The 23141-nt window shown below is 54.9% G+C and carries 20 protein-coding genes and 1 pseudogene; 13 read left to right on the top strand and 8 right to left on the bottom strand.

All coding sequences use genetic code 11. The features are described 5' to 3' along the window. A complete protein-coding gene (locus KPG71_RS17730; protein WP_216339803.1) occupies positions 1-966 on the bottom strand; it encodes a hydroxyacid dehydrogenase in 966 nt (321 codons plus the stop codon). 289 nt (positions 967-1255) lie between these two features. Here KPG71_RS17730 and KPG71_RS17725 point away from each other — a divergent pair. The 5 genes and pseudogenes from KPG71_RS17725 to KPG71_RS17705 form a co-directional block, all read left to right on the top strand. Further along, positions 1256-1750, top strand: a pseudogene (locus KPG71_RS17725) (ISKra4 family transposase); the annotation flags it as partial. Positions 1751-1837: 87 nt separating this feature from the next. Further along, a complete protein-coding gene (locus KPG71_RS17720) occupies positions 1838-4765 on the top strand; it encodes a Tn3 family transposase (RefSeq protein ID WP_367397385.1) in 2928 nt (975 codons plus the stop codon). Positions 4766-4884: 119 nt separating this feature from the next. Continuing rightward, positions 4885-5478 carry a recombinase family protein gene (locus KPG71_RS17715; RefSeq protein WP_216339799.1) on the top strand — a complete coding sequence of 198 codons (594 nt, stop codon included), beginning with the start codon at positions 4885-4887 and terminating at the stop codon, positions 5476-5478. A 137-nt stretch (positions 5479-5615) separates the two neighbouring features. Then, positions 5616-5954: a hypothetical protein gene (locus KPG71_RS17710; protein WP_253196353.1), complete on the top strand. Its 339-nt coding sequence runs from the start codon at positions 5616-5618 to the stop codon at positions 5952-5954. Positions 5955-6104: 150 nt separating this feature from the next. Then, positions 6105-6449, top strand: coding sequence for an H-NS histone family protein (locus KPG71_RS17705; RefSeq protein WP_216339797.1), 345 nt, complete (start codon positions 6105-6107; stop codon positions 6447-6449). A gap of 378 nt (positions 6450-6827) precedes the next feature. Here KPG71_RS17705 and KPG71_RS17700 read toward each other — a convergent pair whose 3' ends face one another. After that, the gene (locus tag KPG71_RS17700; RefSeq protein ID WP_216339795.1) at positions 6828-7259 is read right to left on the bottom strand and encodes a hypothetical protein; all 432 of its coding nucleotides are present in this window, start codon (positions 7257-7259) and stop codon (positions 6828-6830) included. Between the two features lie 340 nt (positions 7260-7599). On the opposite strand from KPG71_RS17700, the gene KPG71_RS17695 reads away from it, so the two are divergent. The 7 genes from KPG71_RS17695 (at position 7600) to KPG71_RS17665 (ending at position 16273) form a co-directional block, all read left to right on the top strand. Next, positions 7600-8538 (top strand): tyrosine-type recombinase/integrase, encoded by a 939-nt coding sequence (locus tag KPG71_RS17695; RefSeq protein WP_216339794.1) that lies wholly within the window; start codon positions 7600-7602, stop codon positions 8536-8538. Between the two features lie 386 nt (positions 8539-8924). After that, positions 8925-9155, top strand: coding sequence for a hypothetical protein (locus tag KPG71_RS17690; RefSeq protein ID WP_253196352.1), 231 nt, complete (start codon positions 8925-8927; stop codon positions 9153-9155). An 11-nt stretch (positions 9156-9166) separates the two neighbouring features. Then, positions 9167-11032, top strand: coding sequence for a hypothetical protein (locus tag KPG71_RS17685; protein ID WP_216339792.1), 1866 nt, complete (start codon positions 9167-9169; stop codon positions 11030-11032). 65 nt (positions 11033-11097) lie between these two features. Next, positions 11098-12483, top strand: a complete 1386-nt coding sequence (locus KPG71_RS17680; RefSeq protein WP_216339790.1) for a hypothetical protein — start codon at positions 11098-11100, stop codon at positions 12481-12483. Positions 12484-12522: 39 nt separating this feature from the next. Further along, positions 12523-14256: an ATP-dependent endonuclease gene (locus KPG71_RS17675; RefSeq protein WP_216339788.1), complete on the top strand. Its 1734-nt coding sequence runs from the start codon at positions 12523-12525 to the stop codon at positions 14254-14256. Continuing rightward, on the top strand, positions 14249-15667 hold the full coding sequence (locus KPG71_RS17670; protein WP_216339786.1) for a UvrD-helicase domain-containing protein: 1419 nt from the start codon (positions 14249-14251) through the stop codon (positions 15665-15667). The genes KPG71_RS17675 and KPG71_RS17670 overlap by 8 nt, the downstream gene beginning before the upstream one ends. Positions 15668-15862: 195 nt before the next feature. Beyond that, a complete protein-coding gene (locus KPG71_RS17665) occupies positions 15863-16273 on the top strand; it encodes a hypothetical protein (RefSeq protein WP_216339783.1) in 411 nt (136 codons plus the stop codon). Positions 16274-16457: 184 nt separating this feature from the next. Here the strand turns inward: KPG71_RS17665 and KPG71_RS17660 are convergent, their stop codons facing one another. The 6 genes from KPG71_RS17660 to KPG71_RS17635 form a co-directional block, all read right to left on the bottom strand. Further along, positions 16458-17000, bottom strand: a complete 543-nt coding sequence (locus KPG71_RS17660; protein ID WP_216339781.1) for an AAA family ATPase — start codon at positions 16998-17000, stop codon at positions 16458-16460. Continuing rightward, entirely contained in the window at positions 16997-17515 is a 519-nt protein-coding gene (locus tag KPG71_RS17655) for a hypothetical protein (RefSeq protein WP_216339779.1), read from the bottom strand. Before KPG71_RS17655 ends, KPG71_RS17660 begins: the two co-directional genes overlap by 4 nt. A gap of 1248 nt (positions 17516-18763) precedes the next feature. Then, positions 18764-19786, bottom strand: a complete 1023-nt coding sequence (locus KPG71_RS17650) for a radical SAM protein (RefSeq protein ID WP_216339777.1) — start codon at positions 19784-19786, stop codon at positions 18764-18766. A gap of 11 nt (positions 19787-19797) precedes the next feature. Further along, complete coding sequence (locus KPG71_RS17645) at positions 19798-20385, bottom strand: DUF4186 family protein (protein ID WP_253196351.1); 588 nt, start codon at positions 20383-20385, stop codon at positions 19798-19800. Between the two features lie 2 nt (positions 20386-20387). Further along, the gene (locus tag KPG71_RS17640; protein WP_216339775.1) at positions 20388-21848 is read right to left on the bottom strand and encodes a helix-turn-helix domain-containing protein; all 1461 of its coding nucleotides are present in this window, start codon (positions 21846-21848) and stop codon (positions 20388-20390) included. Beyond that, positions 21845-22285 (bottom strand): hypothetical protein, encoded by a 441-nt coding sequence (locus KPG71_RS17635; RefSeq protein WP_216339773.1) that lies wholly within the window; start codon positions 22283-22285, stop codon positions 21845-21847. The genes KPG71_RS17640 and KPG71_RS17635 overlap by 4 nt, the downstream gene beginning before the upstream one ends. A 257-nt stretch (positions 22286-22542) precedes the next feature. Here KPG71_RS17635 and KPG71_RS17630 point away from each other — a divergent pair, with 257 nt between their 5' ends. Further along, positions 22543-23139, top strand: a complete 597-nt coding sequence (locus tag KPG71_RS17630; protein ID WP_216339771.1) for a DUF6088 family protein — start codon at positions 22543-22545, stop codon at positions 23137-23139. Positions 23140-23141: the final 2 nt, after the last annotated feature.

Here is a 23141-nt window from a genome sequence, read left to right as displayed (position 1 = left end):
TCATCCGGCCTGCACAAGCACCTGCGGGTTGACGACCAGCGAAAGGTCCAGCCGCCCGTTGATCCCGTCCAGACAGTTTTGCGCCGCCGTCAGCGCCATACGCGCCGCGCCATCATCGCTCATCGCGGCCATATGTGGTGACAAGATGATATTGTCCAGCGCCAGCAACGGATTGTCCATCGACACCGGCTCTTGCGCAAACACATCCAGACCGGCTGCACGAATTTCACCGCTTGCAAGGGCGCGCGCCAAGGCCGCCTCATCCACCACCCCGCCCCGCGCGGTGGAGACAAGCACCGCAGAGGGCTTCATCATCGCCAAGGCCTCCGCCCCGATCAGATTGCAGGTGGCGGGCATCAAGGGAACATGGATGCTGACAACATCGGCCTCTTGCAGCCCCTCGGCAAGGCTGACCTTGGTCCAATTGGGATCATGGCTGCCCGGGCCTGTCGATCTGTTGCAATAAGCGATCCTCATGCCAAAGGCCTCGGCGCGTTTGGCAACCAAGGCACCGATCCGGCCCATGCCCACCACCAAAAGCGTCTTGCCCGCCAGATCGCGCGCGGCCAGCGCATCGCGAAACCCCCAGTCGCCCGCGCGCGTCGCCTTGTCATAGCGCAACCCCATCTTGGTCGCCGCAAGCATCAGGTAAAACGTATGTTCGGCCACCGTTACCGCGTTTTGATCCCCGATCACCGTCAAGGGAATCGCACGGCGGTTCAGCGCCTCAAGGTCGATATTGTCGATCCCCACGCCATGCCGCGAGACGATTTTCAGATTTTGCGCAGCGTCGATATGCGCGGCCGTAAGGGGCAGGGTCCGGACCAGGATCGCGGTCGCGGTCCGGGTGGCGGCGATGACGCCGGCGCTGTCATTCTCGTCAACGATGACCGGCGTGATACCGGGCGTATTTTCCAGAAACGCGATCCCGCGGGGGTGAATATTTCCGATAACTGCAATTTCCATTCAGGGATCTTTCAAAACATTTCAGCTGGCTTTGGTCCGATAAGACCTGTCACGGCAAAAGACCAGATGAAGCGGCGAGGCCGCGGGGGAATTTACGCAGCATCAGCCCCGCTGCGGCACAGCGGCAAAAGCCAGTCTTTGAAACCGGTTGCTGCGGGCGACAGGATTGTCTCCTTGGGGACAACAAGATGATAGGCAAAAGCGCTTTTGAAGGGAGTGGACAAAACATGGGGGTCATCTTCGTCGTTGCGGCCCGTGCTAAGGTGAGTTCTTTGCGTGTGGGGCTGCCATGGACGTACGGATTACAATCGAAACTACCTTCGACAACGGGGAGAAGCGCACTCATCAGCTTGACGGCATTTCACGACCCTACCGGGTGACCTGTCCAGACGGGATCGGGTTGCGCCTCGAGGATGGGAAGAGGGTTGTCGAACAGATTCAGCGGGCAATTCTTTGCGATCAGGTTGAGGAAATCATCCGAGAAAGCCGCGTATGCCCGGATTGCGCCTCGGTTCGTGCCATTCATGACTATCGCACGCGCGATCTCGACACGCTCTTTGGGCGGGTTCGGGTCAAAGCCGCGCGCTTGCGCCGCTGTTCGTGTGATGCCAGGTCAGCGGCGATGCCCGGCGGACCTATTTCTCCGCTGGCCTATTTCTTTCCTGACCGGGCTACCCCGGAGCTGCAGCGGCTCCATGCGGAACTCGGGTCCCGGCATTCCTTTCGCGAAGCCGCGCGGCTGATGAAAAGCTTCCTCCCCTGCCATCCGCCCCATCACACCACGGCCCAACAGGCCCGAGCGTGCATATTTGATCATCTGTAGGAACAATCCGCGAACAGGGTTATCCTTGACGGCTACGTTTGACCGGGGTTGGCTATCTCTGCTTGGGGTGCGGGAGATAGTGAATTGGAACGGTCTTTTGTCGAGATTTGGAACCTGTCCTTTGATGACATCGGATTGATCGAGGGGATCAATCGTTCTGGTCGGGTTTGGTTTGCGTTTCAGCTTTGTTTTTTCCGCGAGCGGGCGCGATTTCCGTCTCGGCCGGGCGATGTTCAGACCGACGTCTTGCGATACTTGGCCGAACAGTTGGGGGTTACTGCGCCGGAAGCGCGGGATTTCGAATGTGGTCATGTGACTGCGCGCAGGCACCGGGCGGCAATCTTGCGGTATTTGGATATTCGACGTGCCACTGATCGGGACCGACAAGCGTTGCGGGACGAACTGGCTGAGCTGTTTCTGGGGTCCTTTGGGAAGATTGATGATCAAATCGGGCTTGGGTATCGCCGAAGTCGTGCACGAAGGTTTTTCATTCCGTCGGACAAGTTCATGGAGCGGTTGGTGCGCGGGGCGCGGCATGATGCCGTTGAAAAGCTGCTCATGAGAATTGCAGACGGCTTGCCCGCAGAGGCGCGCCGGAAACTGGAGACCAGTCTGGCTGACCCCAAATACGCCACGGGATTTCTGAGTTTGAAGTCGGATGCAGGGGCGGCCACGCTGGAAAATATTATGGCGGCGACAACGCGATTGGCTTTTGTGAACGCGCTCAATTTGCCGTTCCCGGTCATGGCAGATGTCGATCCCGCCCTGGTTCAGCGCCTGTCCCGTCGCGTGGATCGTGAGACAGCAGCCGAAATGCGTCGCCGCAGCGACACGCGCCGGTTGGGTCTCTTTGCGCTCCATCTCATGCACCGCCGAGCCGAAATGATCGACGCGCTGATTGATCTGCTGCTTGAGATCATCCACCGGATGCAGACACGATCGCGCCGCCGGGTTGTGGGGGCGATCGCGCGGGATATCGAGCGGGTTCATGGCAAGGAGCGCCTGCTGGTCGATATGGCCATCGCCGCCGTGGACGACCCCGAGGGTCGGGTGCTTGAAGTCATCTATCCTGTCGCGAGCGTGGCCAGGTTGAAGGCCGTGATTGAGGAGGACCGCGCAAAGGGTACGCTGGACCGGCGAATTCAAACGGTGATGCGCGGCTCCTATGCCAGTCACTACCGCCGGATGGTGCCGCCGCTCCTGGCTGTGCTGCGGTTTCGATCGAACAATGCAAGCTGGCGCCCGGTCTTGGATGCGCTCGATTTGATCCAGCGGTGGCGCAAGGATGGGCGACGGATCGTGCCTGCCGATCTGGCTCCGCATGGGTCCATTCCCGCCAAATGGCGTGAGGGCGTCATCGATGCGTCCGGTCGTCTGAACGTGATTACCTTCGAGCTCTGCGTATTGGCGCAGTTGCGTGAGCGGTTGCGCGCAAAGGAAATCTGGGTCGATGGCGCCGACCGCTACCGCAACCCGGACGATGACTTGCCTGCTGATTTTGAGGTACAAAGAGATACATATTATCGGGGCCTTGGCCTCACCCGGGATGCCGGAGCGTTTGTCTCGCAGGTGCGCGATGAGCTGACGCGCGAACTCCACCTTCTGAACCGAACCCTGCCGGAAAACGACCAGGTCCGGCTGCGAGCATTCGGGGAAAACCGGATCAGAGTCACGCCCTTTGCGCCGGTGCCGGAACCACCGGGGCTGGGGGCTCTCAAGCGCGAGGTCGAACGCGTCTGGCCAATGACCGGCCTGCTCGATGTCCTGAAGGAAACGGCCTTGGACACGGGGTTTCTGGATTGTTTCGAGACTTCCGCCAGCCGCGAAGTCTTGGCCCACGCAGATCGGGACCGGCGGCTACTGCTGGCGCTCTTTGCTGCGGGGACCAATGCCGGGATCAAACGCGTCGCCGCCGGTGTCGGCGACGTCAGCTATGACGAGTTGCTCCATATTCATCGCCGCTATATCGACCCGAACGCGCTGCGGGCCGCAGCGGCTCGCGTGGCCGATGCCACTCTGGCGGTCCGCAATCCCGCGATCTGGGGCGAGGCGGGCACGGCTTGTGGTTCGGATTCGACGAAGTTTGGGGCCTGGGACCGTAACCTGATGACTGAATGGCACGCGCGCTACGGTGGGCGCGGGGTGATGATCTACTGGCATGTTGAGCGTCAGGCGACCTGTATCTACTCGCAGCTCAAGAGGTGTTCGTCCTCCGAGGTAGCGGCGATGATCGAGGGGGTGCTCCGACACTGCACAGACATGGAAATCCAGCGCCAGTACGTAGACAGTCATGGTCAGACCGCTGTTGGCTTTGCATTTTGCCACCTGCTCGGGTTCGAATTGGCGCCACGTCTGAAGGCAATTGCCCGCCAAAAGCTGGTCCTTCCCGCCGCAGGTATGCGGGCGCGCCTGCCGCACCTGACGCCGATCGTGTCGAATGTTGTCGATTGGGCAGAGATCGAGCAGCAATTCGACGAGATGGTCAAATACGCCGCCGCCATGCAGCACGGCACCGCCGACCCCGAAGCGATCCTGCGCCGGTTTGCCCGGACCGACGTGATGCACCCGACCTATAAAGCGCTGGCCGAGCTGGGTCGGGCCATCAAGACAATCTTCCTGTGCCGCTATCTGCGATCGGAGACCCTTCGCCGAGAAATCCACGAAGGCCTGAACGTCGTCGAGAATTGGAACAGCGCGAACGGGTTTGTGTTCTTCGGCAAGGGTGGTGAGATTGCCTCGAACCGGATCGCCGATCAGGAAATCTCGGCACTGGCGTTGCAACTGGTCCAGGCGTCGATGGTCTATGTGAACACGCGCATGGTCCAAGCGGTCCTGTCGGACCCGAATTGGCAGGATCGCTTGTCACCCGAAGACTATCGCGGCCTGACCCCGCTGATCTACGCGCACATCACGCCCTATGGCCGCTATGACATTGACCTTGACACCCGGATCGACTTCGAGCGAATGGCAGCATAGCGCGTCATTATGCGTATACCCGTAATGACATGACCGGTGAACACTGATACATACCACATTTGTGTTCACTTGGGTCTTTCTCGGGATAATGAACACATTATGTCAAGGGCACACCCAAAATGAACAGATCGAGCCCCAAAATCGGCTATGCTCGAACATCGACCGTCGATCAGAATCTCGATGCTCAAATTGAGGCGCTGACAGCCGCGGGGTGTGGGATGGTCCGGCAGGAACAGCGCAGTGGGGCCACGCTTGAGGGCCGCCCCGAGCTAAAGACAATCCTCGACTTCATCCATCCAGGTGAAACCCTGGTGGTCACTCGGATCGACCGGCTGGCGCGCTCGATGCAGGATCTTCAGACCATCGTCGCCAGGCTGAAGGAAAAGGGGGCCCATCTGGCGGCCACCGAGCAACCTGTCGATACGTCGACCGCTGCGGGCAAGGCCTTCTTCGACATGCTCGGTGTCTTCGCCGAGTTCGAGACCAACCTGCGCCGGGAGCGGCAAGCCGAGGGCATCAAGGCTGCCAAACGGAAAGGGGTCTACCGAGGTCGCCCGCCCAAGATCGATATGGCGGCCATTCAGGTCAAGCTTGGTGCAGGTCTCTCGCCCTCGGAAATTGCCCGCGAGATGGGGATCTCGCGCGGGACTGTCTATAAAGCAAAGGCTGCAATGCTGACGGGCAACGAGCTCACAGAGGTGCCAACTGCATGAAAAAGTCCCCACGCAAGCGACAGCCATCGGCGCCCAAGACGCCTGCGCAAACACGGGCCAAGGTGCCACCCCCACGCAACCTGACCCCGGAGCTTTGCGATCGGCTTCGCCGGGACATGATGAAGGCATGCCTCACAGTGGCAGAAACGCACGGGCTGACAGTCGAAGGGGGCGATCTCGCGAATATCGACCTGCGCCATAGTTTTGCGATCAGCTTCCGCGTCGGCATCCCGCAGGAGGACGGTGCGATCTATTCCCCGGACAAGGCCATGTTCGAGGTTCTCGCACCTCACTTTGGGCTGGAGCCCTCAGACTATGGCCGCACCTTCCGGTCGAAGGATGAGTTGTTCCGCATCGTCGCCATCAATCCCAACAGACCTAAATATCCTGTCAACGCTGAACGCGTGTCGGATGGGCAGGGCTTCAAGTTCCCCGCCGAAAACGTCGTTATGTACCTGCAGCGTTCAGGCGCATAGCTTATACGCCTTTTGTTCCGTCAAACGATCAAATATGCACGCTCGGGCCTGTTAGGCCAGTATGGCACGCGTCCCACGTATCGCAAGTTTTCCCATTTCGGAGAATATATTAATTTCAAAAATAATATTTTCTTGTAATAATACATAATAGTGGAAAATTGGAGATATTTTGTGATTAACCATCAATTGGAGAGCCTTGAATTAGCAGAGCTCAAAGACATCAAAGTCTATGTCGAAAAGTTAATTCGGGAAAAAGAAGAAGAGGCACGCCAACGGGCAAAGGCGGAACTTGAGGAACGAGCTCGGGAGTTGGGCTTCAATGCATCGGAGCTGTTTGGTGCGGAAACCCGAAAACCAGTAAAGCGACCGACACATCAAAATCCGGAAAATCCCCGAGAGACGTGGACTTACGGACCTGGAAAAAGACCAAAATGGATTACCGAGTACATAAAAAACGGCGGTAAACTTGAAGATCTGGAAATCGATGGATCGTAGTGCACTCCAGCACCCTTAGCTTGCCGGTGTTCCAGTGCATGGCGATGTCGGGTTTAAAAGCAAGATCGATTCTGCACCAATGTCACCTGAAACGAATAAGTCTCGAACTGACCGGCACCGCAAGTCATAACCTCAGCTTCACCGTATACGACATTTCCCGGGAATTAACGCCCAAACAAGCAATAAAGCTGAAAACAATGATAAGAAACGCGTTGGGAGGATTGTGCTCGTTCAGCGCGGTCGATATCCCTCCAGGGCAATTCTCTGATCACCTGTTCGAATTGACATCGATCAGACTGTCCATTTGCAAGTCTGCCCGGGAGGAATGTAGCTTCATAAAGAGTGCTTGATGGCCTTTCACAGATCCATTTTTATAGGTTAAGCTGTAATGGCCTGACCTTCGTCCATGTTCCAGTTGACCTGAATGCCGTAACTGCGTTTCCAGGCAGATGCAGCAGATCGAACATGTTTTTCGCTAAGGTCGAGTCTGTATTTCCGGTTCTGTGCTGGACAAATCTCGTCGTGGATCACGTTGACCAAAAACCAGTCGGAAGCTCCACGTTGGAAGACAACTGTCGAAGCAACGGCATTAAACTTATAGCTCTTCGAAGGCCCTTGCATGCGAGCGATGAGACAGGCACCTGCCCTGTTGGACTTTGCCAAGCCAAAATTTGACAAATCCGTTTCGGCCTCGTCGACAAGTGCGATGAGATCCTTGGAAGTGTGAACAAAACTCTTTGCCTTGCCCATCACTTGCGCGATTCCGGCTTCAAGCTTTTCAGAATTAGCTTCGTTAATTTTTATTCTCATATCAATTACCTCTCATTAATAAATTGATGTAAATTACTTATGCTACAAATATGATTGGATCAACTTCTATCTAGTTAATAAAATATTAACAGCATATTTTCTTAATAGGTTTTTAACAATTCTTCAGCGATTGCTTGTGAATTACGGCGTACTTGCTCAAAATGATATAATTCAGATAAAACCTTGGAGTGAGCCTCCGGGCACTCATACTCATCGACAATTTAATGGGATAACTCCCGGGACTGATAAGGGGGCCATTATCGTTACCGCTCAGATGGCCGATTTCGGAGCGCTGAACCGCCTGTGTTGAACTGGCTGAACCCCATCATAGGAGTTCAGCATGCCCTGCCTCGACTACAGAGCCTTCGTCAATGCCTGCCGCGATGAGCGCGGCGTCGGACACCACACCTTGCGCGCCTATGCCCAAGACCTGCGGACCTTCGCCCGCTTCACCGAGGCTCACCATCTCAGCGACCCGCTGTCGAAAGACGACATCCTCGCCTATCACCGGCACCTGCGCGATGAGTTGTGCGCCAAACCCGCGACCATCGAACGCCGTCTTGTAACTCTAAAGTCGTACTATGCGTGGCGCGAAGATCGAAACAGCGCCCTGCCCTCCCCGTTCACGGACGTCCGCATCTCTGTCAGGATCCCGCGCCGCCTGCCGCGCCCCATCAATCGCGGCACCCTCAAAGCGGTTCTCCAGACTGATGAAGGCCGGATCGCCTTGCGCGCGAAGACGGGCGCCGACGACGCGGCGCCGGTCTCGCAGAATGCCGTCACAATCCTGATCATCAAGCTGCTCATCGTGACCGGGCTCCGGATCAGCGAGCTGACAAATCTGAAGATCGGCGACGTATCTCACGACGCGTGTCAGATCCTCGTGAATGGCAAAGGCGGCAAGGAACGGATCGTCTTCGTGCCGAACCGCGAGTTACAGGAAGAGCTCAGGCACTTCCTCGAGGCTCGCTACGCGCAAGGTGGCTCTTCCGCGCCGCTGTTCCTGAACACCGAAGGCCGTCGGCTCCGCTCGGCCACGTTCCGCAAGCGGCTGCGGGCGTTGTCCAGGCGCCTCGGGATCGAGCCGCACTTGACCCCGCACCGGTTTCGGCACTCGGCCGCAACACTGTTGATCGAGGAAGGCATCGACATCCGGATGATCCAAGCCTTGCTCGGACATGCCAGCCTCAGGACGACGGAGATCTATGTGCGGGTTTCAAACCACGCGCTGCGACGAGCGTTGGAGCACGCTGATGTTCTGGGCGTCTTGAGAAACTGAGGGCGGGAGCCCGACTTTTGCTGCGATTGCGAGTAGGTCAGTCTGTGGAACCCAAAGCAGACCTTCAATGTAGTCCGTTTCGGACTGAGTGTTTTCAGGCTTTGATGGGTCGCCACCCTCCACGGGGGGAGAAACCCGGATCTGCAAAATCTGATGGAAGCGATATTCTGTTACCCAGGGTCAGATCCAGTAAACGCCTAGGTCAAGCTTATGGGTCGCCTGGCAACGCATGATATTTGATATTCAGGCTCGACATGTATGACGAATTTCGTGCAGCGAATTGTGTGTATTTCCGAAATATCATATGAATTTCATCGAATATTTGACTCTCTTCCGTGAATATACTTTGGTGGAGAGTATCAAATTCTGCAAAGGATCGTTCATCATTGCTCAAAGACATTGATAAAAGAGAGAAATTTGTTCGACTCGCAGAGGGGCGAACGCAGTCTGCCTTGGATGCGATTCGCAAACTCGGCAACCTTTCAAACCGGCGAGCGTATGAGTACTCTGACAGCGATGTGAAGAAGATCGTGAAAGCTCTTCGAGACGCTACGAGCGACATCGAACGGAAATTTGGCTCAACGGCCACCGATGGCGTCGACAAATTCAAGCTCTAGGGGCACAGCGCATGAAGGCAGAACCACTCAATATCCGCGACAAGCGATTCCTTATCAATCGACTGATTGAGCAAGCTCCTGTGAGCACTTTGGTTCGCGAGTTTTTCAAGAACGCTGATGAAAGTGCAGCTGGCGCTGCCTACGGCAACCGTCGCATCGAGATCTACCCGACCATGATCGACGGTGTCAGGAAGCTTACTTTCTGGAACACTGGGACGGGCATGGACGACCGCGAGCTAAAACAAGCGACTGAGTTGTCCTCCTCGATCAACAAAGAGATGGCACTCGATGGAAATTTTGGCATCGGAGCGAAGGTTTCAGGTCTGACAATGTCGAAGGAGGGCATCCGTTATCGTTCTTGCAAGGATGGTACTGTCAACGAAGTGGTGATCGGCTTCGATGCTGAGGAACAGACCTATGTTCGTTTCCCAGTGGAACTGCCTGATGGCAGTTTTGATACGGTATATGACGTGACTCAGGCTGCTATTAACGAAGGTCAGGACACATCGTTTGATTGGACGGAAGTAGTACTGATGGGCGAGTGCGAAGAGCATGACACTGTTGCTGAACCACTTGGGCAGGGAAAGAGCCAAGATCGCAGTTTCATACCTTCGGCTATCTTCCGGCGCTTCGCGCGTTTCGCTGATGGCGTCGAAGTGCGCATCGATGTCGCTATGACCAAAGGTGGAGGCAAAGACGAAACTGGTCGCACGCGACGCTTGAAGACACTCGAAGAGGTGGCGGAGGAGCTTCCAAACCACGAGTGGGTTGACGCGCCGGGTGGAGAAATAAGGGTACACTATATTCACGACCCGAAGCACGAACGCTACAGCCATTCTCTCAGCGCACTAGCCAATCCGGCAACTAGCTCGACGACCTTCTGTGCGCTGGTTCACAAGGGAGAGCGTTACGACATAAAGTCCAGAAAAGCCTGGTCTGCCGCAGCTCCAAACTTCGGAATTCCATTTGGTTCGAAGGTTCTCACAGTTGAGATTGAGCTTAGAGATGATCTCGCACTGCCAAATCAATATAGGGATGGACTGACCTGGCCAGATGACCGCTCTCCAATGCTTGCTGAAGACTTTGACGACTATGTGCGGGAGCTGATGCCAAATTGGGTTAAGGACGTCATTCGAGCGGAGTCTCCATTATCCGACGACAACTTAGATGACCTTCAATCCGACCTTCAAAAATTGCTCGACGAGTTCCGTGTACCCACGGTGACTTTAAGCCCATCACGCCGTCAGTCTGCAATACTAACTGAAGCGGCAGAGGAAGGCACCGATACATCTAATCCAACTAGTCTCGAAACCGAGTTTCCCGAACTAAGCGAGGCTGGCGAAAAGGATGCATCCGAAGGTGACCACGACAAAAGCCAGCGGGCTAAACAAAAGAAAGTTCGTAAGGCACCAGATGGTTCTAAGCTCTCACGTTCAGCTCAGTCATTGGAGCGCGTGCCAGAAATCAAAATTCTTACGGACCCAGAGGAAATCGCAGACAAGAATCTCAAAGGTCGTGCCGGCCGCTACTATAAGGATGCACAGACACTGTTTGTGAATGGTCTCTATTCGGCTGCTGAGCGCATGGCCGTCGAACTTGATGCTGAGCTGCGAACAGCAGGCGAGGCTGAAGTCGTCCGGTCGGCGATTTTGAGAGCATCAAGAAAATTCATGGCTTTTCGAGTTGGCAAGGCGACTTGCTACGCGATCAGTAAGCGCCTCTCGGATGATTGGTCTAGCGACGACCTTGATCGCGCGACCTCACCCGAGTCTTTGTCGATGGCCGCCGATGATTACAAACAAAGCATTTCTCAAGCGAAGCGATATGCGAAAGAGTTGATTAGGACTGCAGATGTCCCAGAAGAAAACGTTGCTTAGTTCAATAGGATATTTGTTAGTCAAATTCAGTAATGCATGCCTATGTCCGGGAGTGTTGGTCTCGAATGGCTAAGGCTGGCGGATACATATTGCGGGTAAGCCAAGAACGGCTGGGTGTATTTGACCATGCTATGGACATGTATGGCCGCTTCGCAGAAGCGGTGCCGTCGTTCAATCACAGCCGAAACGCACCATTGGTCTGTTTCATCGTCGATCCCTCCGGCCACGTTTCGCATATTGGTCGTGGACGACGAGGTGTAAACGCTGGGACGGAGCAAAGCCGTCTCAATATTGATGAAATTCACTCGCTCGACAGCGCTGTGTCGATCGATGACATCATTGTTGGCGTGCCAAACCGCAATAGAAAAGCCGTCGAAGATCGGTTTCAGAATGGCGGCTTACTTTCGCCAAAAGCCTTTCAAGAGACTGTCGATCTCTTTGCGCAGCTCGCGCCTGGCGCTGGTGGTCTTATCGAGCGCTTCACGACGTCGACACGTCAACGTCTTGAACGTTTGAGTGAACGAGAGCGGAGCAATCTCGCCTATCAAAAGGAGTCTCTCGCAGTCGCTTTGAGCCTAGCTGGGATTGACCGTACTCCATTGGCGGAATGGTCGCTCCACGAGGAAGCTCCTGAGTCTTTTCTGGATGGGCTCACCGAAGTTCGGATGCGAGAGGATCCGATGGTTATTCAGGATATGCGACAAGTGCCCGGCTACGCGTATCTACGAGACGTGCCCAACGCCGCCGCTGCTGTTTTCGTAGATGGCGAAAATCGCCTCACCGTGATTATGGCCAATCGTCAGCCGCTAGAGGAGCAGACTGGAACCGATTTGATCTACTACAATGAGCGCTTTCGGGCGTTCATCATGGTCCAATACAAGGCCATGGAACCGGATAACGATATGGGTGCGATATTCCGATTTCCCGAAGCAAAACTCACTGACGAACTCAGCCGCATGGATAAATTCCTCAAGGAATTGTCTAAGGTCAAATCCGACGGAAAGACGGATGACTTTCGTTTCAGCGATGATCCGTTCTTTTTGAAGTTCTGCCCGCGCGTCCAGTTTGAGCCCCATAGCACAGGTCTGACGAAGGGTATGTATATTCCCCATGCTTATTGGCGGTTGCTTGAAAAGGACGACCGATTGAAAGGTCCGCGGGGCGGGCGTCGTTTGGCATATTCCAACGTCGGTCGGTACTTCGACAACACGTCATTCTCCATGATGGTCAAGGGTGCATGGGTCGGGACCAGTATTCCGCAGTCGGAGCTTCTTGAACGATGGATTCGGGAAGTCGTGGCTTCTGGACGCTCTGTCACTTTCGCGGTGAAACCCGATGATCCAGATCCTGACGATGAAGGTGTGTTCGTCCTCGATCCCAACGTGGATCTGGATGGCTTGCCTCTCCAAAAAGATGAAGAGCCGGATCGAGTAAAAGTCTTACGCGGGTGACTAGACAAGGAATCGGCGGAGTCCGCCTGGGAGGAAAATATGGCGGTCATTCGCAAGGTTGATATTTCACACTTTCGATCGATTAAGTCGTTTGAGTGGTATCCGTTGCCTGGTCTCAACTGCCTCATTGGATCTGGCGACGCTGGCAAGAGCACAATCCTTGACGCCATCGACTTATGTCTCGGAGCGCGGCGATCCGTGCAGGTCACCGATGCAGATTTTCATGAGCTCGACGTTGAAACGCCAATTTCGATTAAGCTGACCCTGGGGGCACTGTCAGACGCACTCAAGAATTACGAGGCGTATGGGGAGTATCTACAAGGTTACAACGACGTACTCGGCACAATTGAAGACGAACCGGGACACGGCCTCGAGACAGTCCTGTCTTTGCATCTGGAAATTGCCGGCGATCTGGAGCCGCGATGGCGGCTGAGGTCGGACCGCGCAGATGCAAGGGGGAACGACCGAAATCTCAACTGGAAAGATCGGATTGAACTCGCGCCGACCCGTCTCCGCGCGGTCTCGGATTACAATCTTGCTTGGCGGCGGGGGTCTCTCTTGAGCCGGTTGAGCGAAGAGAAGCCGGATGCGTCCACGGCGTTATCACAGGCGGCCCGAGAAGCGCGGAAGGCTTTCGGCAACGACGCGGATGCACAGCTTGGAGATGCCCTCGCGTCGGTGAAAAAAGCTGCCGATGAACTCGGAGTATCGATCGGCGCCAAGGCGCAGGCGCTTCTCGACACTCATTCTGTCTCGATCACAGGCGGGTCGATCGCTTTGCACGATGAACGCGGGGTTCCACTCCGGGGCTTGGGTCTCGGATCCACCCGTTTGCTTATCGCCGGGCTCCAACGAGAAGTCGCGGCGCGTTCCTCCATTCTCTTGGTCGATGAGATCGAGAACGGTCTTGAGCCGCACCGCATCATTCGGCTTCTTGGATCTCTGGGAGCCAAGGAGGAAACACCACCGCAACAGGTCTTTGCCACCACGCACTCGCCGATCGTCCTGCGCGAGCTGTCGGCGGGTCAACTTCATGTACTGCGGCGATCTGGAGAGAAACATAAGGCACAACCCGTCCCCGCATCCGCGCAAGGGACGCTGCGCCGTGCTCCTGAAGCTTTTCTCGCGCCATCGGTCTTGATCTGCGAGGGGGCGTCGGAAGTCGGTTTTGTGCGCGGTTTCGAGCATTATTGCGTAGGCGAAGGCCAACCCTCGATTTTCGCTCGGGGTGTAGCGCTCGTCGATGGCGGCGGCGGCCACCCAGACCGCTTGTATGAGCGCGGGGTCGAGTTTGCAAAGCTCGGGTATCGAACCGCCGTCTTCCGAGATTCAGACATCCCGCCCACCCCGCAGACGGAAGCGGCCTTTCATCAACTGGGTGGCGGAACATTCACGTGGGATGCGGGTCAATCGCTGGAAACGGCGATCATCGGCAATGTCAGAGACGCGACGATTCTTGCTCTTCTTGACTACGCGATTGCTGAACATGGGCAAGATATGGTCGCCGCACACATTCAATCCGCGTCTGGCAATCAGGAGACGGTCGAGAATCTTCGTGCACTTCTCCATTCACCTCAGCACACAATCACACCTGCTCAACGCGATATTCTGGTGGCGGCTTGTACGACGAAGAAAAACCCGTGGTTTAAGTCGGTTGGTCGCATGGAACATGTGTCCAACAAGATACTGGCACTGAATTTCGGGGATGTAAGCGAAAGCTTTAGGAACCGAGTGAATGTGCTGCTCGGCTGGGCTCAGGCGCCTCATGGCTGATATTGACCTGCTGACGATCAATTGTGGCAGTGTCTCCGCACCCGCCGGGTGCGGAAAGACCCACCTGATTGCTTCAGCGCTTCAACGGCATGATGGTTCGAAGCCGATCCTAGTCCTGACGCATACCAATGCGGGCGTTGCAGCCCTTCGCGCGCGATTAGCGCTCTTGGGGGTTCCGCAAAACGCGTACCGGATCACCACCATTGATGGCTGGGCAATGCGTCTCGTCGCAACCTTTCCGCATCGTAGCGGCCATGCTGAAGGCGTACTGGATCTGACGGAACCACGGAACGATTATCCTGCAATTAGGCAAGGCACGATCAATATACTTGCAGGCAACCATCTCAGAGATGTTCTGCAAGCGACTTACGCACGGTTGTTTGTCGACGAATATCAAGATTGCATAGTCGAGCAGCACGCGATGGTCTCAAAGATTGCAGAAGTTCTACCGACCTGTGTGCTCGGTGATCCGATGCAGGCCATATTCGGCTGGGGCACCAACGTGCTCGTCGATTGGGAGGCTGATGTCCATGCGCGCTTCCCGCCAGCAGGTGAACTCGACACGCCGTGGCGATGGCGCAACGTCGGGACAGAGGCCTTTGGTCGTTGGCTATTGCAGGTCAGAGCAGCGCTGCAATCTGGTCAGCCTATCGATCTGACGCAAGCTCCCGCTGAGGTGGAAGTGATAGCCGTCACTGGCGACGATGATGTGCCCAACCAGACCAGGGCCGCTAATACCCGTCCTCCGATCGAGGGTGGAAGCGTGCTGATCGTCTGCGATGCCAAACGACCTCCGCGACATCGTGAGATCGCGGCAAGAGCACGAGGTGCCGTTGTCGTCGAGAACGCCGACCTGACAGACTTCATTCGCTTCGCGACATCTTTCGACATGCATGCGCCAACGGCTACGGATGAGCTGATCGACTTTGCTGGTTCGACAATGACCGGTGTAGGCGCCGCTCAGATGAAGCAACGGCTGCGCGTGCTGCTGGCTGGTCGGGAACGATCTCCGCCAAATGACGCGGAAGCGGCGGCTCTGGCTTTTGCACGCGCTCCAAGTCCGACAGCCGCCGTAGCTTTGTTGGTTGAAATCAATCGGCAGAGCGGAGTTTTCCCTTTGCGGCCTGCGCTAGTGCGTTCTGCCATCCAGGCCTTCAATGGCTGTGTGGACGCGGAAGACTTCCAGGAGATGGCAGTCCGCGCACGTGAGCAATCGCGGGTCAAAGGTCGAGCTTTGCCTCACCGAGCCGTCGGCAGCACCTTGCTCCTGAAAGGATTGGAAGCTGATGTTGCGGTGATCATTGACACCGATCTACTGAATGCTCGCGATCTCTACGTCGCGATGACGCGGGGGTCGCGAAAACTCGTGATTTGCACGAGCAACCCGGTTCTCCTACGGGAGATACAATGAGCTCTTAGCACTCCAATCTTGTGTGGCTTGGTCGACTTCATACCTCAGTGTGCCGCTACAGAGCGGCTCCCACAGAGCAGCTGTTCATTCCATCCTTAGGCTTCCGTCTGATCAAGACGGTCGATTACCTCGCCAATGCGTTGCTTCGCTGAGCGCACGCCCGTAAAAACATGATTATGATGGAAGTCTGGCAGCATGAACCAGCAAGAACACAAGATCATTAGTTTGGTATTGAACGAGATGGCGTTCGAAGGGGCAATCAAGCACTTTCACGAGGCACCACCCGACCTTCCACAAGATTTGTTCGACGAGTTAAAGGCGATCGGAATTCCCGGCCGCTACGACGGAAACATCGAAGACTATCGCTACGTTGATATCGAGTTCGACCACGAGAAGTCGGTGTTCGAAAATTGCTACAGACAACTTAGAACGATCAGGAACAATATCGTCCACGCCAACAAAGCCTATCGACCAGATCCGCCAGAGCGCCTGAAAGACCTACTACAATGGGCTCAAGACTTCATCGACAGTGTCTACCAAACCAACTCTCCCCTGGCGGAACGTGCAAAGGAAATCAAAGAAATATTAAAGATCGAGAACTTTTGATAGCCGCAGTCTCCTGCGAAAATCCAGTTCTTCGGCGCTCACAGAATAGGCTCAGTCCGGCCCGAAAGGACATTGAGCGGGCCGTTTCGCCAAGCGGCTCAGGTCATAAGGGAGGTAGGTTGCCGCGGCGGATCTGAGGCCAATCTGGCACCAAAGACGGCCTACTCTTGAGCTTTGTTGGCGGTCAGAACCTTTGTTCAACCACCGGAATTACCTGCGCGATTAGTTCGGATTGAGACTCAGAAGCAGGAAGCACCACATCCGCTGTTTCAAGCAATGCTATCGCCACGTCGGCCTCGACAGAGTGTTGCAACGCGCACGCTACAACATTTGAGTCGTCTCCGCGCGCTACCGCACGCTCGAAGGCGATATGTTTGTCAGCTGCCAAATGAATGTGAAAAAGATCAGCTCCGAAGAGCTTGCGCATCTCGTTCAGGATCGAAACGTGTCTCAAACCTTCGATAACAAAGGAGGCTGCATTGTCTACATCATGATGGTCGAGTGTCGCCAACAGGAAGGCCTTTGGATCTCTTCTTACCTGTCTTTCGCCCTCGTCTTGAAGTGCTTTTCTGTCACCCTCGTCTCCTCCAGACTGCACAACTAGATGCCTGACATAGCCACCAAAGCTTATTCGGGGGAAACCGAATTCGTCGCTGATAGCTTTTGCAAGCGAGCTCTTGCCACTCCCTATTTGCCCAGAGAAAATAAGAATGACTCTGCCCGTCAAAATGTGAACTCCAACTGGTCGTCATCCAGTGCGACCCAACCTCGTCTGTCGGTTTTTGCAAATTCGATCGGTGCAAATCCGGTTGTTTGCTCGACATGAATTACAGAAGCGAACCTAGCATTCTGCTTTGATCGCCAGAAATCGTCTCCAGCCAAAATCCTTGTTCCGTAGTCGGCTCGGATTACATCCAACGAATGATGCGCTGTGGCAAAATACTCGGCATAGGAGACTCTCGTTACTGCGGTGATCGGCCCAGAGTTTTCTTTCACAAGAACCAGGTCACCCGAGGATACATAGCCGTAGGGAGCACACCTTACAGAGGACAAGCGCGTATCGACTGTCTTTTGTCCTGCTTTGAGGAACGACAAGAACGGTTCTGAAAAGATCGCTACGTGCAACTTGCTATCCAAGCGGCTGCAAAGAATCTCCGCTATGAGCGGACCCCAATAGTTGTGCGACCGCAGCCTTGTCATGAGTTCTTGTAGCAATTCTTCGCGCCGCGACACTGTTCCCACCAAAGTGTTCCTTCTCTTCCTGCAGCTCTTTAGCGGAGAGTTTTTGGAGGTGAAACTTCAACGTAGCGTACCGTTGGAATTTTCTGTGATGGTAGGGTCGACACGGATTGCGGTCATAGAATTCTGGAAGCGCCAACAGGTCACCTTCGAGTGCAGCAGTTAACTCATTTGGTTTGTTGCAACGAAAAATGCGGTTGCCGGACGTCCAAACATTTGCCCGCGCCCTCCGTCCGTCGCGCCTGCTCACCGTAGGCAAAACGTCACCCGCTACGATGCTTGACAGTGTGACATCACCACCGTGCTCATCTGGTTCGGACACGTCTATGAATAGACGCATTCGACCAACTGATACCTCGTGCCAAGGGCGAGGCCTTGTTCGAGAGTTCAGAGGCAAATGTCTCGCAACACCGACTTTTCGGAACTCGAGCAAGTCGGCTGTCCTCCAGTCCCCGGGTACTGCTAACCCAGCGGCTTTCAAAGCGTTAGCCTCAAAGAAAGGGGTCTGATACCTCGCGAATCCCGGAACTTGATCTGTTAGAACCAGACCGCACTGTTCAGCAATGGAAAGCAGATTGGCGCGATGATCGATCGCCGATCTCCTCGACCCCAATGGGGCAGCGACCATGAATACGGTACCATCGTGCTGGCAAGCAGAAGCCGCCAGCGGAATCATCTCGTTAAGGCAATCATCATACCAAGGAGGATCTAGAACCACACTCGCGTAGGACGCCGGAAAAGCCCGGCTCGGTCCGAAATGTGTTGAGAGCGAGCTAGCCCGTCTTCGTGCATGTTCGCTTACAGCCGTTGAAATCTCATTGTCTTCTCCCAAGAAGTCGGCGTGTTGACCCAAACCTAGCTTGATTGCGGCCAAGGCGACTGTCGGGACGCCAAGGCAAAGCGTCCTTCCAAAACGTCGTGCACTGGGAATCACAGCTCGAGAAGCGAGTGCTTCAGAAGTCTCCTGGTTGAATCTCCATTCAAAATCCAACGGATGCGGCGGTGGAAGCTCGGCATAAGTTGAAGTGGGGTTTGATGCGGCACGTGCTTGGAGAGCTAGCTTTCGGCCCAACTCGACTGAAATGCGCCCACTTTTGCCTAGACGACGAATTCCCGCCATTGCGGCGGTGGGGTACACTCCGGGGAGTTCGGCAAGCAGACTTGAGAAGCTAGTGACGCCCGCCGATAGCGACTTCAGTAGCCAGAACTCTACCCTGTTTTCGAACGACCAGAGATCGATCGGCGCGTGTTTCATGCCTGCGACCTCCGCAAGCTGACGTCCGTGATCGGCCGGTGACGATCTTCGAGTGAAAACCTTTTTTCGATTTCCACGTTCCAGTGCTGGATTGCCACTTCTTGTACAGCAAGACTGGCATCAAACTCGTCATTCATCCTCGGCTCCACTGGACCATAGACGCCAATCTGCAGTGGGACTATGCGAAGTGGTAGGAATTCATGAATGGTCTGCAAACGGTCGAAGAAGGCGCTCATCCGAGAATCGATGTTGTCAGACGATGGGTCAGTAAGCGTGATGTAGCCATAGACGTCGAGATCGAGGTCCAGCAGCCTATCCATTACTTGTAACTGGAACTCAAAGCCGCTTGGCTCTGCATTTGTGTTAAACGCAAATGACCTTTCATCGATACCCTTGAAGCAGCAAACCCGACCGTAATTCTTGTAAGACTGCATTCGCTCCAGCTGCGCATTCGAAAGCTTAGTGAAGAGCCAATCAGTGCTAAGATTGTCATCTGACCAAAGAAACGTCTGCTGATCGAGCCCTCTAGCCTCCAACTCTTCCATCATCCAAACGGGCCATTCAGGGATCAAATCCGGCGATCCACCGGATAGATCAATCACGCTCGGACAGCCATCCGGCTCGTTCTCAAATAGGTCTACTAGCTCAGATACTGTAAACCACTTCGACTTTTTTGAGTTGGCGCTTAATAGCGGATAAGGAACGAAACAGTACCAGCATCGCCAAGGACAAGCCGCGTTTTGATAGACTTGCGCTTCCATGGTGGTCTGGCCGTCTGCAAGCCCCAAAGCCTTCGCAGCCGGCAAGATTGGTAGTGGGTTGGACGGCCAGTTGGGAGCCGTCGAGGTTTTGAAGTGACGAATTCGACCGAAGCCTTCGCAATTTGTCGGAACAGTCAGGTCAGGTTCTTGGTCGGAGCCGCTTAGCCTGGAAAGCAGCACACTCCGTTCAGATGCGGTGACCGATTTCTGGCGCAGATGCTCTGCCTGTTGGTCGGTATTGATTACGCCTCTGACCACGTTCCGACCTCCTAGCGCATAGTCTTCGATCGGATTGGGGGGACATGCTGCGGCCCAACTTGGACGTCGTCCAGACGCTCTCGAAGGTACATCTCAATCAGGTCCACACAATAATCGACCTCCTCATCGGTCAAATCGTGGTCCTTGGAGATGTCGTGCCAGTAGTTAAGACACGTTCTGCAGCACGTCGCAGTAGCATGTTGCGCATAATAGATGGGGTTGCCCTCAAACGGCGTTTGCCGTCCGTCACGCGGATTCCCTGACTTTGCGACATGCTTTCTGATCCGCGTTTCGACTGCCTCTCGAAGCTCCAACCAACCTTTTCTCTTGGCGTAGTTTTTTGCACGTTGATCAATTTCAACGTGGAAGAAATGATGCCTGATTTTTTCGTTGTGTAGCGCCTCGAACGTAAACTCAACGTCTTCGATCGATCTTCTATGCAGGCGCTGCCAATCGATCAATTTGGCACCGCAAGAACGGCAACTTCCACGTTCCTCATGCCCCATCTGTCGCGTCGCTTTGAAGCAATGAAGATCGTTATCGCAGTCGCTATCCGTGCAGCTGATCTTGAGCGGTTTGAGTTCGACCAACGGTTTCATACTTAATTCCTCTCAAGTGCTCTTTGCAAAATTGAACCATCGACGTCGTCAATGCCTGCAAAGGAAAACCGTTCGCAAAACACATCCCTGGCGATCATCCAAGGATCTTCGCCATCACGCTGGAGGTTTGCCGCAGCCCCCCACCAGCTGATCCCTTGCATCTGAAGGCGAAATGCCAGGTAGTTTGCAAGCAATCCAACGTCCACGCCTCTCTCTTCGGCCAACCGCGCAACGACGGATTTGACCCTTCTAATGTCGCCACGGCTCCTATCGACGACAATCGCCGTGAGCTCCTCCGCCTGGCCGGAAAGACCAACCTCGCCGGCAAATTGACTTGCTCTCACCTCCTCATCGGAGCTTCGGCGCTCTTCAGAGGTTTCGGCGGCCTCCAGAATCACGAAGTCAGTCTCTTCAGGCCTCTGAGATGCGTGGTAAAGCTCATGCAGCAAGTCGAATATCCATCGACTTACATGTGGAGTCTTTTGTTTCATTACAATGACATTTCTGCCTGATATTCTCCAACATGCTCCGTGAAATTGCCCCCCGTCTCGCAATGGCACCACTGGGATACCCAAATCCCAAGAGAAGTTTAGCAAGTCTCGGAAACCAAACTCTTCATAGTGTTCTTGGAACAATCTCAGAAATTCCTCCGGCTCATCAGGTACCGCTGGGCCTTCAATTACCGGCGTCGCATTCAACACAAGTCGAGCCAGATAATTGGCATATGTCGCATAAAGTGCTGTTTGATCAGCGTCTCGCTTTGCTGGCATTTTGAATCTTGCTTGCGCTCCAGCTATTGCTGGCACACTTAAGGGATGCGCCGAGAAAAGTTGGTCTTTGGCCCAACCATAGACTCTCGAAACCGCCTCTATCGAGCGATCAACAACTGTTGGTGCCTCTTGCGGCGACCCATCGGAAAGAGCGCTAAACCTGCTTTCATCCTCTGAGCTCAGAAGCTTAGACCTTAGGAAAGCTGCGTCTAAGCCTACCTGAGATAGCTTCTGCAAAACTCCTTCGAAACCATCAGGTTGGTACGGGACCAGTATTTCGTTTCTAAGTTCAATATTGAGTGCTTCTGTTACTTGAACAATTCTGGCTAGACTTGCACTCGAGTACTTATCCGATTCATAGCGTTGGATCTGCTGAGGTTTGAGTCCCATCCTCTCCGCGAGTTCACGCTGAGAAAGTCCGGAAGCAATTCTTGCTGCAATCAAGCCCTCGGCTAGGTCTTCAATCCGCTCCACCCTAATAACGGGAGCTTGCATTGACTGCAGCTCCTCATATGCTCGGATTTCTTCTTCAAGGTCGACCAATTGGCTATTCAAGCCACTAAGTTCGGCCTCAATAAAGGTCGGGTGTATGCCGGCCTTCTCTCTCTCTGCGACATCAAAGCCATCAATCGCAGCCTTAAACTTCTCGGCATTTGCTCGAGTAATTTTGTATTGGCGCTCATTGGTGATCATTTGATGCTCCCTAGGTCTAGAGACAGTATTCCTTTGGCGTTTCCACTTCTGTCGGATTGAAAAAAGTCACGAAAAAGTACACCGGGTGCGGCGACTGAGCTCTCTAGGAACAACTCTCCGCCGTACTTAGCTTTCATTGCCGCGCGTCCGGATAGCGAGAAATCGAGCAGCACCGGATCTACAAGGTAAGGGTTCATGCCAACTGGGCTCCAAGCGCCGTCATAGTCGTTTGGTAGGTCCTTCTCAGACACGAAACTTCCATCCAAAAGCAACAACGTGCAGCCTGCTCCCCTGAGGTTAAGGGCGGCACTCTTGAGGCCGCCAACCAGGCGCGTTCGGTGCTGATTGACCGAACATAGAGCGACCAGTTCATCCCACGTCACAATATGGACGCCGGGAGCAAGGTAGCCTGTGGACGAATCGTACATTAAAGTCATGACACAACAAATATGTTGTGTTGAAATCTCGGTCAAGCGAAATCAGAACAATTTACGAACACAGACGACGATGAAGCTAAGCAGCTCGGACCTACAATGATAGCGCTGTCGAATGTCCGTTATCGCTGGTCGCGGCCTACGGCTGACGCTCACGCAGCTAAGGTCTGCTTTCCGCCTGTTGTGCCGAATCTTCACCGAAATCGCTCCACCTTGACGTTCAGAAAAACATACCCTATTTTCTGACATGGAGTTGAACCATGATCACGTCGAAAATCAAGCAACGCATCCTAGGGAAGGGCCGGGGCGCCATCTTCGCGCCGTCGGACTTCCTCGATATCGGATCGCGCGCAAGCGTGGATCAGGCGTTATCGCGCCTGGCCGATCAAGGTGTGATCCGGCGGCTGACACGTGGGCTCTACGACTATCCCAGGCTCAGCCCGCGCTTCGGACTCTTGGCGCCATCCGCCGATGACATTGCGCGCGCTGTTGCCCGGAAGGACAACCAGGTTCTGCAACCCTCACCTGCCATGGCGGCGAACCAGTTGGGTCTGTCCACCCAGGTGCCCTCCAACCCGACCTACATGACCGACGGGCCCACCCGAACGAAGAAGATCGGGCGGCAGGTGATCCAGTTCCGCAATGCCTCTCCGAAGACACTGGTCGGGGCTGGGTCGAATACAGGCACTGTTTTCCAGGCGCTCCGCTATGTCGGCAAGGATCGTGTCGACGATCAGGTGATTGGCAAGATCGCCCGCTCGCTGGACGCCAAGGATCGCGCACAGCTTGCCAAGCAAAGCAAACACGTCCCCGCCTGGATGCATCCGGTCGTGCAGCAAATTGTGACACACGCCTGAGC

The organism is Roseovarius sp. PS-C2 (genome assembly GCF_018862045.1).
In the GTDB taxonomy this organism is placed as follows: Bacteria; Pseudomonadota; Alphaproteobacteria; order Rhodobacterales; family Rhodobacteraceae; genus Roseovarius.
This window is presented reverse-complemented; position numbering and strand designations above follow the sequence as displayed.

Coding starts and splice junctions, on each gene's coding strand:
- KPG71_RS17670 (WP_216339786.1), top strand. CDS start 14,249: ATGGCTGATATTGACCTGCTGACGATCAATTGTGGCAGTGTCTCCGCA.
- KPG71_RS17700 (WP_216339795.1), bottom strand. CDS start 7,259: ATGAGAATAAAAATTAACGAAGCTAATTCTGAAAAGCTTGAAGCCGGA.
- KPG71_RS17675 (WP_216339788.1), top strand. CDS start 12,523: ATGGCGGTCATTCGCAAGGTTGATATTTCACACTTTCGATCGATTAAG.
- KPG71_RS17630 (WP_216339771.1), top strand. CDS start 22,543: ATGATCACGTCGAAAATCAAGCAACGCATCCTAGGGAAGGGCCGGGGC.
- KPG71_RS17685 (WP_216339792.1), top strand. CDS start 9,167: ATGAAGGCAGAACCACTCAATATCCGCGACAAGCGATTCCTTATCAAT.
- KPG71_RS17640 (WP_216339775.1), bottom strand. CDS start 21,848: ATGATCACCAATGAGCGCCAATACAAAATTACTCGAGCAAATGCCGAG.
- KPG71_RS17715 (WP_216339799.1), top strand. CDS start 4,885: ATGAACAGATCGAGCCCCAAAATCGGCTATGCTCGAACATCGACCGTC.
- KPG71_RS17665 (WP_216339783.1), top strand. CDS start 15,863: ATGAACCAGCAAGAACACAAGATCATTAGTTTGGTATTGAACGAGATG.
- KPG71_RS17680 (WP_216339790.1), top strand. CDS start 11,098: ATGGCTAAGGCTGGCGGATACATATTGCGGGTAAGCCAAGAACGGCTG.
- KPG71_RS17645 (WP_253196351.1), bottom strand. CDS start 20,385: ATGAAACCGTTGGTCGAACTCAAACCGCTCAAGATCAGCTGCACGGAT.
- KPG71_RS17635 (WP_216339773.1), bottom strand. CDS start 22,285: ATGACTTTAATGTACGATTCGTCCACAGGCTACCTTGCTCCCGGCGTC.
- KPG71_RS17730 (WP_216339803.1), bottom strand. CDS start 966: ATGGAAATTGCAGTTATCGGAAATATTCACCCCCGCGGGATCGCGTTT.
- KPG71_RS17695 (WP_216339794.1), top strand. CDS start 7,600: ATGCCCTGCCTCGACTACAGAGCCTTCGTCAATGCCTGCCGCGATGAG.